This is a genomic window from Kitasatospora sp. NPDC047058 (assembly GCF_040643935.1).
Classification (GTDB): Bacteria; Actinomycetota; Actinomycetes; order Streptomycetales; family Streptomycetaceae; genus Kitasatospora.
On sequence record NZ_JBEYVJ010000224.1, the window covers coordinates 1 to 11,984 of the forward strand.

Consider the following 11,984-nt stretch of genomic DNA (forward strand, 5'->3'; position numbering starts at 1 on the left):
GCCAGCTCCTCCTTGGTGCCCATGGTCGAGCCGACCACCTTGAGCTCCAGGAAGAAGATCCGGTTCAGCTCGGCGGCCTTCGGGCTCGCGCCGGCCTTGTCCTCGCCCGCCGCCAGCAGCCAGACCTCGCGGGCCGCCCGGATCGCCGGGAGGGTGAGCGAGATCCGGGTCGGCGGGGGCTTCGGCGCGCCGCGCACGCCGGTCACCGTCAGCTCGGTCTCGCGGACGCCCGGGTGCTCGGGGAAGAGCGAGGCGACGTGGGTGTCCGGGCCGACGCCGAGCAGCAGCACGTCGAAGGCGGGCACCCCGACCCGGTCGCCCGGCCCGGCCGCCTTCGCCAGCTCCTCGGCGTAGCGGGCCGCGGCGGCCTCCACGTCCGAGCCGTCCACGCCGTCCGAGGCGGGCATCTCGTGCACCCGCGCCGGGTCGAGCGGAACGGCGTCGAGCAGCTCCGCCCGGGCCTGGACGGCGTTGCGCTCCGGGTCGGCGGACGGCACGAAGCGCTCGTCGCCCCACCAGAGGTCCAGCCGGGTCCAGTCGACCGCGTCCCGGGCCGGGGAGGCGGCGATGGCGGCCAGCAGCGCGTTGCCGTTGCGCCCGCCGGTGAGCACCACCGAGGCGGTGCCGCGGGCGGCCTGGGCGTCCACGATCCGGGTGATCAGCCGGGCCGCGGCCGCCTGGGCCATCAGCTCCTTGTCCCGGTGGACGACCAGCTGCGGGGTGGACGCGGTCATGCGCGCTCCTCGCCGTGCCCGGTCACGAGTCCGCCTTCTTGCCGCGCTTGGCGGCCGCCTTGGCCGGGGCCTTGTCGGCGGCGGCCTTCTCGGCGGGCGCCTCCTCGGCGTGAGCCTCTTCGGCCACCGACTGGGCCGCGTTCGCGGCCGCCACCGTCTCGGCGTTGACCGCCTCGCGCAGCCGGTCGACCGGCGTGCGGACGGCCGAGGCGTAGATGTCGTCCGGGTCGAGCCGGCGCAGCTCCTCGGCGATCAGCTCGGAGGTCTCGCGGCGCTTGAGCGCCACCTGGCGGTCCGGCGAGCCGGGCATGGAGAGCGTGCCCATCAGGCCGTCCGGGCGGTCCAGGGTGATGTCCCCGTCCTTGGTGCGCAGGTGCACCGCGGTGATGCCGGGGCCGCCGGTGACGACCCGCTCGACCGGCACGTGCAGCCGGTTGTGCAGCCAGAGGCCGAGCAGCTCGACGCTGGGGTTGTACGACTCGCCCTCGACCGCCGCGGAGGTGATCGTGGACGGCCGCTGGTCCAGCGCGGCGGCCAGCATCGAGCGCCAGCCGGTGATCCGGGTCCAGGCCAGGTCGGTGTCGCCCGGGGTGTAGCTCTGGGCCCGCTGGGCGAGCTGGCCGACCGGGGACTCGGCGGTGACGGCGTCGGTGATCCGGCGCTGGGCGATGGCGCCCAGCGGGTCCTGGGCCGGGTGCAGCGGTGCGTTCTCCGGCCACCAGACCACCACCGGGGCGTCCGGCAGCAGCAGCGGCAGGACGACCGACTGGGCGTGGGAGGCGAGCTCGCCGTGCATGCGCAGGACGACCGTCTCGCCGGGGCCCGCGTCGCTCCCGACCAGGATCTCGGCGTCCAGGCGGGTCTCGGCGCGGGCCCGGGGCGAGCGCCCGGCGCGCTTGATGACCGCCAGGATGCGCGAGGGGTGTTCGCGGGAGGCGTCGTTGGCGGCCTTGAGGGCGTCGTACGCGCTGCCCTCGTCGGTCACGATCACCAGGGTGAGCACCATGCCGGCGGCGGTGGAGCCGCCGGCCCGGCGGGTCTCCATCAGGGCCGCGTTGATCTTGCTCGCGGTCGTGTTGGTGAGGTCGGTCTTCATGGCCGGCGCCAGCTCCTGCCGTCTCGTGCGAGCATCTCGTCCGCCTCGGCCGGGCCCCAGGTGCCGGCCGGGTACTGGGCGGGCTTGCCGTGGGTGTCCCAGTACCTCTCGATCGGGTCGAGGATCTGCCAGGACAGCTCGACCTCCTGGTGGCGCGGGAACAGGTTGGCGTCGCCGAGCAGCACGTCGAGGATGAGCCGCTCGTACGCCTCGGGGCTGGACTCGGTGAAGGACTCGCCGTAGGCGAAGTCCATCGTGACGTCCCGGACCTCGAAGGAGGTGCCGGGCACCTTGGAGCCGAACCGCACCGTCACGCCCTCGTCCGGCTGGACCCGGATGACCAGGGCGTTCTGCCCCAGCTCCTCGGTCGCGTAGGAGTCGAACGGCAGGTACGGGGCGCGCTGGAAGACCACCGCGATCTCGGTGACCCGGCGGCCGAGCCGCTTGCCGGTGCGCAGGTAGAACGGCACGCCCGCCCAGCGGCGGTTGTTGATCTCCAGCTTGATGGCCGCGTAGGTGTCGGTCTTGGAGTCCGGGTTGATGCCGTCCTCGTCCAGGTAGCCGACCACCTCCTCGCCGCCCTGCCAGCCGGACGCGTACTGGCCGCGCACGGTGTGCCGGCCGAGGTCGGCCGGGAGCTTGACGGCGCTGAGCACCTTGAGCTTCTCGGCCACCAGCGCCTTGGGGTGGAAGGACGCCGGCTCCTCGATGGCGGTGAGCGCCATCAGCTGCAGCAGGTGGTTCTGGATGACGTCGCGGGCGGAGCCGATGCCGTCGTAGTAGCCGGCCCGGCCGCCGATGCCGATGTCCTCGGCCATGGTGATCTGCACGTGGTCGACGTACGACCGGTTCCAGATCGGCTCGAACATCTGGTTGGCGAACCGCAGCGCCAGGATGTTCTGGACCGTCTCCTTGCCCAGGTAGTGGTCGATCCGGAAGACCTCGTCCCGGGGGAAGACCTCGTGGACGACCTTGTTGAGCTCCTGGGCGCTCTCCAGGTTGTGGCCGAACGGCTTCTCGATGACGGCGCGCCGCCAGGAGCCCTCCGGCGGGTCGGCCAGGCCGTGCTTCTTGAGCTGCTGGACGACGGTGGGGAAGAACTTCGGCGGGACGGACAGGTAGAAGGCGAAGTTGCCGCCGGTGCCCTGCGCCTTGTCGAGCTCCTGGATGGTCTCGCGGAGCTTGTCGAAGGCGTCGTCGTCGTCGAAGGTGCCCTGGATGAAGCGCATGCCCTTGGCGAGCTGCTGCCAGACCTCCTCCCGGAACGGCGTCCGGGCGTGCTCCTTGACCGCGTCGTGGACCTCCTTGGCGAAGTCCTCGTCCTCCCACTCGCGGCGGGCGAAGCCGACGAGCGAGAAGCCCGGCGGCAGCAGGCCGCGGTTGGCCAGGTCGTAGATGGCCGGCATCAGCTTCTTGCGGGACAGGTCGCCGGTGACCCCGAAGATGACCAGACCGGACGGCCCCGCGATGCGCGGGAGCCGCCGGTCGGCCGGGTCACGAAGCGGGTTGACGGGCGCCGGCGGGGGATCGCCCGCGTCCGATTCGGCCGTCAACTCGGGGAAATCAGTGCTCACTTGATGTGCTCCGCTTTCGTGCGCTGGCTGTGTGAGCAGGGAGTCACTTCTCGTCGGCGTGCGCGCTGAGCGAGGCGGTGACGGTGTCGAGCAGCTCGTTCCAGGACTGCTCGAACTTCTCCACGCCCTCGTCCTCGAGGACCTGCACGACGTCGTCGTAGTCCACGCCCGCGGCGGCGATCGCGTCCATCACGGCCTTGGCGTCGGCGTAGTTGGGGACGATCGTGCCGCCGGTGACCACACCGTGGTCGGCGGTGGCGTCGAGGGTGCCCTCGGGCATGGTGTTGACGGTGCCGGGGGCGACCAGCTCGGTGACGTACAGGGTGTCCGGCAGGGCCGGGTCCTTGACACCGGTGGAGGCCCAGAGCGGGCGCTGCGGCTTGGCGCCGGCGGCCTCCAGGGCCTTCCAGCGGTCGCTGCCCGCGGTCTTGCCGTCGACCGTGCCGAAGACCTCCTCGTACGCCTGGTAGGCGAGGCGGGCGTTGGCGAGGGCGGCCTTGGAGCGCAGGTCCTTGGCGTCGCCGCCGATCTTGTCCAGGCGCTTGTCGATCTCGGTGTCCACGCGGGAGACGAAGAAGGAGGCGACCGACTCGATCTGGGAGAGGTCCAGGCCCTTGGCCTTGGCGGCCTCCAGACCGCTCAGGTAGGCGTCCATGACGGCCTTGTAGCGGTCGAGCGAGAAGATCAGCGTGACGTTGACGCTGATGCCCTTGCCGATGACCTCGCTGATCGCGGGCAGGCCGGCCTTGGTGGCGGGGATCTTGATGAAGACGTTCGGGCGGTCGACCAGCCACCACAGCTGCTTGGCCTCGGCCACGGTCGGCGCGGTCTGGTGGGCCAGCCGCGGGTCGACCTCGATGGAGACCCGGCCGTCGCGGCCGTTCGACGCGTCGTAGACCGGGCGCAGCACGTCGGCCGCGTCGCGCACGTCCGAGGTGGTGATCATGCGGACGGCCTCGTCGGTGGTGACCTTGCGGACGGCGAGGTCGCGCAGCTGGCCCTCGTAGGCGCCGTTGCCGCCGATGGCCTTCTGGAAGATGGTCGGGTTGGTGGTGACGCCCACCACGTGCTTGTTCTGCACCAGCTCGGCCAGGTTGCCGGAGTTCAGCCGCTCACGGCTGAGGTCGTCCAGCCAGATCGCCACGCCTTCGTCGCTGAGGCGCTTCAGTGCGTCAGTCATGGTGCTCAGTCCTTTTTTCTTCTGTCTTCGTGGGGTCGTCAGAGGGGCCGGGCCTCGACGTGCGGGTCGGGGCCCGGCCCAAGGGGGCTAGCGGTTGACGGCTTCGAGGGAGCGCAGGGCGTTGTGGGCCTCGGCGACGACGCGCTCGGCGGTCAGGCCGAACTCCTCGAACAGCACCTTGTAGTCGGCGGAGGCGCCGAAGTGCTCCAGCGAGACGATCCGGCCGTGGTCGCCGACCAGCTCGCGCCAGCCCTGGGCGATGCCGGCCTCGACCGAGACGCGGGCCTTGACCGACGGCGGCAGCACGCTGTCGCGGTAGGCCTGGTCCTGCTCCTGGAACCACTCGAAGGACGGCAGCGAGACCACGCGGGTGGCGACGCCCTCGGCCTCCAGGACCTCGCGGGCCTTGACGGCCAGCTGGACCTCGGAGCCGGTGCCGAGCAGGATCACCTGCGGGTTGCCGTCGGAGGCCTCGGCCAGGATGTAGCCGCCCTTCGCGGTGCCCTCGGCGGAGCCGTAGACCTCGCGGTCGAAGGTCGGGACGTTCTGGCGGGTGAGCGCCAGGCCGACCGGGCCGGGGTGGGTGGTCTGCCGCTCGACGACGGTGCGCCAGGCGACGGCCGTCTCGTTGGCGTCGGCCGGGCGGACCATGGCCAGGCCCGGGATGGCGCGCAGCGAGGCCAGGTGCTCGACCGGCTGATGGGTCGGGCCGTCCTCGCCGAGGCCGATCGAGTCGTGCGTCCAGACGTAGGTGACCGGCAGCTTCATCAGCGCGGCCAGGCGGACGGCCGGGCGCATGTAGTCGGCGAAGACCAGGAAGGTGCCGCCGAAGACGCGGGTGCGGCCGTGCAGCGCGATGCCGTTCATGGTGGAGCCCATGGCGTGCTCGCGGATGCCGAAGTGGATCGTCCGGCCGTAGGGGCTGGCGGTCTTCAGCGGGTTGCCCTCGGGGAGGAAGGAGCTCTCCTCGTCGATGGTGGTGAGGTTGGACTCCGCGAGGTCGGCCGAGCCGCCCCACAGCTCCGGGATCACCGCGCCGATCGCCTTGAGGGTCTCGCCGGAGGCCTTGCGGGTGGCGACGTCCTTGCCGGCCTCGAAGACCGGGACGGTCTTCTTCCAGCCCTCGGGCAGCTCGCCGGCCTGGATCCGGTCGAACTCGGCGGCGCGGTGCGGGTTGGCGGCGCGCCAGGCGTCGAAGGACTGCAGCCACTGGTCGCGGGCGGCCTTGCCGCGCTTGATGACCAGGCGGGCGTGCTCGATCACCTTGTCGCTGACCTCGAAGGTCTTCTCCGGGTCGAAGCCCAGGACCTTCTTGGTGGCGGCGATCTCGGCGGCGCCGAGCGCGGAGCCGTGGGCCTTGGCGGTGTTCTGGGCGTCCGGGGCCGGCCAGGCGATGATCGTGCGCATAGCGATCATCGACGGGCGGGAGGTCTCGGCCTTGGCGGCGGCCAGCGCGTCGGCCAGGGCGGCCACGTCGATGTCGCCGTTGGACTTCGGGGCGACCCGCTGGACGTGCCAGCCGTACGCCTCGTAACGCTTGAGGACGTCCTCGGAGAAGGCGGTCTCGGTGTCGCCCTCGATCGAGATGTGGTTGTCGTCGTAGAGGGCGACCAGGTTGCCCAGCTTTTGGTGGCCGGCCAGCGAGGAGGCCTCGGCGGAGATGCCCTCCTCCAGGTCGCCGTCGGAGACGATGGCCCAGATGGTGTGGTCGAACGGCGACTCGCCGGCCGGGGCGTCCGGGTCGAACAGGCCGCGCTCGTAGCGGGCGGCCATCGCCATGCCCACGGCGTTGGCGATGCCCTGGCCGAGCGGGCCGGTGGTGGTCTCGACACCCGCGGTGTGACCGTGCTCGGGGTGGCCGGGGGTGCGGCTGCCGGCGACCCGGAAGGCCTTGAGGTCGTCCAGCTCCAGGCCGTAGCCGGAGAGGTACAGCTGGGTGTAAAGGGTCAGGCTGGTGTGCCCGGGGGAGAGGACGAAACGGTCCCGGCCCACCCAGGCCGGGTCGGTCGGGTCGTGGCGCAGGAAGCGCTGGAAGATCAGGTACGCAGCCGGGGCCAGCGACATGGCCGTCCCGGGGTGTCCGTTGCCGACCTTCTGGACCGCGTCCATGGCCAGGACACGGGCCGTGTCGACAGTCCGCTCGTCCAGTTCGGACCACTCGAATGCATTCGTCGGCGTCGTGCTCACCCTGTCTCAGGGCTCCTTCCGTTGTGAAGAGTGACCCCGTGAGGGGGACCGGGTCGGCCACGTCGCTGGGGCCGGACGCTTGGGTGGTGCCGGTCACGGAGGGTAGATCCCGCTTCTCGGTGCGAGCCTACCGTCCGTGGCGAGGCTCACCCTCCGTGCTGAGACAACCGGGATTTCCGTATGGTGATTCCCACGAGGGTTCGATGGGTGGTTTTGTCTCAGGCTCTCCCGTTTTCATGGGCTCTGCCCCTCCTATGGTCAGGACGGGGGACCGGTGGTGTACGGGGTCAGCTTCGTCGGTTCACCCAGGGGTGTGCGTTCCGCCTCGCCGGGGGACCCCGGAGCCGATGGGGAGATATGGAGCGTCTAAGGTGGCGTGGTACGCGCAGAGCGGACGATCCGGGACCTTCGTTCCTGTGGCCGCCTGTGAGGATTCATCTTCAGTTGGGGTGTTAGTGACCGCCGTCGAATCCCGTCCCGCCGGGGTCACCGGGGCGACGCCTGCGCACCGGCCGTTCGGGGCCCGTGTCGGCGCTTTCGTCGCACTGACCAAGCCTCGGATCATCGAGCTGCTGCTGATCACCACCGTGCCGGTGATGTTCCTGGCGCAGCGCGGTGTTCCGGACCCGCTGCTGGTGCTGGAGGTGGTCGTCGGCGGCTACCTGTCGGCCGGCGGTGCCAACGCCCTCAACATGTACATCGACCGCGACATCGACGCGGTGATGTCGCGCACCGAGCGGCGGCCGCTCGTCACCGGCATGGTGTCGCCGCGCGAGGCGCTGGTCTTCGGCATCACGCTGGCGGTCGGCTCGACGCTCTGGCTGGCCGCGCTGGTCAACCCGCTCTCCTCGCTGCTGGCGCTCTCGGCGCTGCTCTTCTACGTGTTCGTGTACACGCTGGGGCTGAAGCGGCGGACCGCGCAGAACATCGTCTGGGGCGGCATCGCCGGCTGCATGCCGGTGTTCGTCGGCTGGGCGGCGGTGACCAACTCGGTGTCCTGGTCGGCGCTGGTGCTCTTCCTGGTGATCTTCTTCTGGACGCCGCCGCACTACTGGCCGCTGTCGATGAAGGTGCGCGAGGACTACGAGCGGGCCGGCGTGCCGATGCTGCCGGTGATCAAGGGCAACCTGGCGGTCGCCAAGCAGATCGTCATCTACTCGTGGGTCATGGTCGCCGTCTCGATGGCGCTCTGGCCGCTGGCCGACACCAGCTGGCTCTACCCCGTCTCGGCGGCCGTGCTCGGCGGGGCCTGGCTGAAGGAGGCGCACGGGCTGTACGCCCGCGCCAAGGCCGGGGTGGTCGGCGCCAAGCTGAAGGAGATGCGGCTGTTCCACTGGTCGATCACCTACCTGACGCTGCTGTTCGTGGTGATCGCGGTCGACCCGTTCGTGAAGTAGCCGCACCGCCTGCCGCACACGTGCGACGAGGGGCCCCTGCCGAGCCGGCAGGGGCCCCTCCGCGTTCACCGGCGCGGTGGCAGCTCGGACGGGCCGACGTGGCCGTCCAGCCAGTCCTTGAGCGGCTGGGAGGCCCGCAGGAAACCGGTGATCCGCTCGTGGGCGGCGCGGGTGCCGAGCCAGGCCGCGGGCGCCCACTCCTGCCAGGCGATCAGGCCCTTGTGGCGGAGCAGCTCGATCCGCGGGTGGTCCTTGGGGTAGCCGCGCGGGGCGGACTTCAGGCTGTCCCGGCCGACCACCTCCGGGCCGGCCTTGCGGACCCGGGTGATCACCCGCTCCAGCTCGGCGCCGGAGACGTCCTCGGCGACGGCGGCCCGGTAGCGGTCCAGCTGGTCCGGGGCGAGCTGGTAGAGCCCGTTGCCGCAGGCCAGGCCGTCGGCGGAGAGCTGGACGTAGCCGCCGGCCTCCAGGTGCGCGCCGATGTGCGTCTTGTACGGGGACTTGTCGGCGCTGAACCGGACGTCGCGGTTCGGGCGGAAGATCTTGCCCGGCCCGAACTCGGGTTCCAGCTCGGCGAGCAGCAGCTCCATCGGCTCCCGTACGGCGTGCTCGTACCGGTCCTTGTGGGACTGCCAGAAGGTCCTGGAGTTGTCGGCCTCGAGGTGCTCGTAGAAGTCGAGCGCCTCGTCCGGCCAGCCTTGGAAGGTCACAGGGCCAGTATGTGGGGCGGCGGGGCGGGGTGTGGCCCGGTGCACAGTCCGCTCCCGTCGCCAGCGCCGCTACCGCTGGGTAGCATGCGGTCATGAGCAGCGCAGAGACCGCCACCCCCGCCGCGACGGACGCCCGCGCCGAGCGCCGCGCCAAGCGCATCGCCAAGCACCTCACCAGCTTCGCCAAGCAGCACGGCGGCAGCGCCGACGGTGTCGTCGAGTACGTCGGCGCCGTGGCCACCCGGATCGTGCTGGTCGGCGCGGACGGCGCCTGGGGCGACCAGGTGGCCCCGAGCTACGCCGTGGGCCGCCGGGCCGCGGAGCTGGCCGGGGTGACCCTGCACGACAGCTTCGAGGGCGAGCTGGGCCTGAAGGTGAAGACCGGCCCGTACGAGTGGAAGCGGATGGCGGGCATCCAGCTCGGCGGCTGACGCCCGGGTACGTGGAAGGGCCCGGTCCGGAGACCGGGCCCTTCGTCGTGCCGTCATTCTGTCGTGCCGTGCTGTGCCGTGGTGAGGTGGGGGTCAGGCCGCCGCGGGCTCCGGCGTCCGCTCCGGGAGCGCCCCGGCCGCGGGCGCCCCGTCCGTGCGGACCCGCAGCGCGAGCGGGATGCGCAGCGCGGCGATCCAGGTGAGGGTCGCGCCCAGCATGTGCACGCCGACCAGGAGCTCCGGGACGTCCGTGAAGTACTGGACGAAGCCGAGCACGCCCTGGACCAGCAGGATCGCGAGCAGCTCGCGGGCGCGGGCCTTCGCGGCCGGCGGGGCCTTCACCGCGGCGAAGACGAACAGCACCGCGACCGCCAGGCCGACCGAGACGAACGCCAGGTCGGCGTGGGCCTGCGCGAGCCGGTCGTAGTCGACGGGGATCCGCGGCACGATCTTGTTGTCCCTGGGCGTCCCCGGGTGGTGACCGGCGCCGGTGACCAGCGACCCGGCCGCCACCAGCAGGCCGATCACGGCGACCAGGACGTACGAGAGCCGGTGGATCGGGCGGGCCACCGAGAGCTTCGGCGGGCCGTCGCCCTCCTTCGCGCGCTCCCACATCAGCAGCGCGACCCAGACCAGCGCCATCGCGGAGATCAGGTGCACTGCGACGGTGTACGGGTTGAGGCCGGTCAGCACGGTGATGCCGCCGATGACGGCGTTGCTCATCACCAGCCAGAACTGGGCCCAGCCGAGCTTGGTGAGGCTGTGCCGCCAGGGCCCGGAGGTCCCCCCGGCCGAAGGCCGGCGGTGGCAGCGGGCGGCCAGGACGGCCCAGCCGACCGCGGCGCTCAGGACGTAGGTGAGCATCCGGTTGGTGAACTCGACGATGCCGTGGAAGCCCATTTCGGGCGTCGGTGTCAGGCTCTCGCCGGTGCAGCGGGGCCAGGTGGTGCAGCCGAGGCCGGAGGCGGTGAGCCGGACGGCGCCGCCGGTGACGACGATCACCACGCTCATCACCAGCGCGGCGAGCGCGGCGCGCCTGACCATGGCGGCGGACGGCTGCCAGCGCTCGGCGAGCAGGGAGAAGAGGGTACGCACGGGGTCAATCGTAGGCGGCCTTACAGCCGATCTTCGGGCGGGGCGGCGGGCGGGGCGGCACGTGCCGCGCGGGGCGCGGGCGGTTTGCCGCTCCGGCAAGCCCGTTGGCGCAATCGGGATACTTCGGACATGGTGGTCATTGGTCTTGACCAATTGCCCGGGTGGCCGAAAGAGTGCGACTTGGTCCATACCTTTTGCGGACCGCACCCACCCCCGCACGTCAAGCGGAGATCCTGCACATGCGCATACCCCTGCCCGCCGCCGCGCTCGCGCTCGGCGGATCCCTCGCCCTGGCCGCCCTCGCGGCTCCGGCCGCCCAGGCCGCTTCGGCCGCCGGGGCTGCTCACGCCGCTCGCGCCGCTGAGGCCGTTCGCGCCGCTCAGGCCGCCGGTCCGGGCCGGTCGTGCCAGAGCCTCGGCGTCGCCGGCCTCTACGGCGAGTTCGTCGAGGGCGACGACACCCACACCCCGGACGCCGAGGGTGCGGTGGCGGTCGGCGGGAACGCCGACTTCACCGGCGGCTTCTCGGTCGGCCAGGAGCTGACCCCCGAGCAGGTCAAGGCGCTGCTCGGCGGTAACGCGCTGGTCGTGGCCGGCCGTGTGACCGGGCCCAACACCCAGGTGATGAAGGGCAACGGCGTCTACGGCTCGAAGGCCGCCGGGGCCGTGATCGAGGCGCACCAGGGCACGGTCGCCCAGGGGGCCTCGCCGATCGACTTCAAGGCCGAGTTCGCCAGGCTGCGCACCGCCTCCGCCGCGCTCGCCTCCGCGCCGCAGACGGCCGGCGCCACGGTCGGGGCCAAGGGCGCGGAGCTCCGCCTGACCGCGGCCGACGCCGGGCTCAACAGCTTCACCGTGAGCGCCGCGACGCTGCAGGGGGCCACCGACGTCTTCCTGAAGGTGCCGGCTGGCTCGGTCACCGTGATCAACGTGACCGGCGACGCGTACGACATGGCCGCCGCCCGGACCACCGGCTTCCACCTGTGGGACGACGGCAAGCAGGCGTACGTCCTGGACGACAAGCTGCAGAGCGCTGCGGGCGGGGCGGTCCGGTCCGGGCAGCTGTGGAACTTCCCCTCCGCCACCAAGGTGGTCAAGAACAGCGCGGCCGCCTGGGCCGGCACCGTGCTGGCGCCGAACGCGGCCTTCGACCTCGGCAGCGGCGGTCCGGTCAACGGCTCGGTGATCGCCAAGTCGCTGACCGGCAGGGGCGGTGCGGAGACGCACCACCACCCGTTCACCGGTTGCCTGCCGGCGGTCGTCCCGTCGCCGACCACCGTGCCCACCGCGCCCACCGTGCCGCCGGTCGTCCCGGGCGGCTCGCCGTCGGCGACCACCACCCCGGGCGTGCCGGGCACGCCGACCGCCCCGGCGACCCCGGGCACCTCGGGCAGCCCGTCCGCCCCGGTGAGCGGCCGGCCGACCCCGGGCGCCTCCGCGAGCCCGTCCGCCTCCGCCCCGGCTGCGCCGTCCGCTCCGGCGAGCCCCTCGGCCACGGCCACCGGGGGCAACCTCGCGCACACCGGCTCCGGCCCGGTCGTCCCGCTGGCGATCGGCGGCGATCACGACCGCGCCGCCGAT

Annotated in this window: 10 protein-coding genes; 3 read left to right on the plus strand and 7 right to left on the minus strand. The window is 72.1% G+C overall.

The window, feature by feature from the left end:
- The 5 genes from pgl to tkt form a co-directional block, all read right to left on the minus strand.
- Nucleotides 1-734, minus strand: a 734-nt coding sequence (gene pgl / locus ABZ885_RS26735) for a 6-phosphogluconolactonase (protein WP_360193604.1), incomplete at its 3' end; no start/stop codon positions are given.
- 22 nt (nt 735-756) lie between these two features.
- On the minus strand, nt 757-1,830 hold the full coding sequence (opcA, locus tag ABZ885_RS26740; RefSeq protein WP_360193607.1) for a glucose-6-phosphate dehydrogenase assembly protein OpcA: 1,074 nt from the start codon (nt 1,828-1,830) through the stop codon (nt 757-759).
- Nucleotides 1,827-3,383 carry a glucose-6-phosphate dehydrogenase gene (gene zwf, locus ABZ885_RS26745; protein ID WP_360193627.1) on the minus strand — a complete coding sequence of 519 codons (1,557 nt, stop codon included), beginning with the start codon at nt 3,381-3,383 and terminating at the stop codon, nt 1,827-1,829. Before zwf ends, opcA begins: the two co-directional genes overlap by 4 nt.
- A 64-nt stretch (nt 3,384-3,447) precedes the next feature.
- On the minus strand, nt 3,448-4,584 hold the full coding sequence (gene tal, locus ABZ885_RS26750; RefSeq protein ID WP_360193610.1) for a transaldolase: 1,137 nt from the start codon (nt 4,582-4,584) through the stop codon (nt 3,448-3,450).
- 87 nt (nt 4,585-4,671) lie between these two features.
- Nucleotides 4,672-6,771 (minus strand): transketolase, encoded by a 2,100-nt coding sequence (tkt, locus tag ABZ885_RS26755; RefSeq protein ID WP_360193613.1) that lies wholly within the window; start codon nt 6,769-6,771, stop codon nt 4,672-4,674.
- 455 nt (nt 6,772-7,226) lie between these two features.
- On the opposite strand from tkt, the gene ABZ885_RS26760 reads away from it, so the two are divergent.
- A complete protein-coding gene (locus tag ABZ885_RS26760) occupies nt 7,227-8,168 on the plus strand; it encodes a heme o synthase (RefSeq protein ID WP_360193616.1) in 942 nt (313 codons plus the stop codon).
- 65 nt (nt 8,169-8,233) lie between these two features.
- On the opposite strand, the gene ABZ885_RS26765 is transcribed toward ABZ885_RS26760, so the two are convergent.
- Nucleotides 8,234-8,878 carry a DUF2461 domain-containing protein gene (locus tag ABZ885_RS26765; protein WP_360193619.1) on the minus strand — a complete coding sequence of 215 codons (645 nt, stop codon included), beginning with the start codon at nt 8,876-8,878 and terminating at the stop codon, nt 8,234-8,236.
- 92 nt (nt 8,879-8,970) lie between these two features.
- On the opposite strand from ABZ885_RS26765, the gene ABZ885_RS26770 reads away from it, so the two are divergent.
- The gene (locus ABZ885_RS26770) at nt 8,971-9,309 is read left to right on the plus strand and encodes a hypothetical protein (RefSeq protein ID WP_360193622.1); all 339 of its coding nucleotides are present in this window, start codon (nt 8,971-8,973) and stop codon (nt 9,307-9,309) included.
- 93 nt (nt 9,310-9,402) lie between these two features.
- Here the strand turns inward: ABZ885_RS26770 and ABZ885_RS26775 are convergent, their stop codons facing one another.
- Nucleotides 9,403-10,353 (minus strand): COX15/CtaA family protein, encoded by a 951-nt coding sequence (locus ABZ885_RS26775; RefSeq protein ID WP_360193629.1) that lies wholly within the window; start codon nt 10,351-10,353, stop codon nt 9,403-9,405.
- Between the two features lie 290 nt (nt 10,354-10,643).
- Here ABZ885_RS26775 and ABZ885_RS26780 point away from each other — a divergent pair.
- A partial coding sequence (locus ABZ885_RS26780) for a choice-of-anchor A family protein (RefSeq protein ID WP_360193624.1) occupies nt 10,644-11,984 on the plus strand: 1,341 nt, incomplete at its 3' end.

What these genes read in the sequence shown, in the direction of transcription:
- opcA (WP_360193607.1), bottom strand. Translation starts at nt 1,830, where the DNA reads ATGAAGACCGACCTCACCAACACGACCGCGAGCAAGATCAACGCGGCC.
- tal (WP_360193610.1), bottom strand. Translation starts at nt 4,584, where the DNA reads ATGACTGACGCACTGAAGCGCCTCAGCGACGAAGGCGTGGCGATCTGG.
- ABZ885_RS26770 (WP_360193622.1), top strand. Translation starts at nt 8,971, where the DNA reads ATGAGCAGCGCAGAGACCGCCACCCCCGCCGCGACGGACGCCCGCGCC.
- ABZ885_RS26775 (WP_360193629.1), bottom strand. Translation starts at nt 10,353, where the DNA reads ATGGTCAGGCGCGCCGCGCTCGCCGCGCTGGTGATGAGCGTGGTGATC.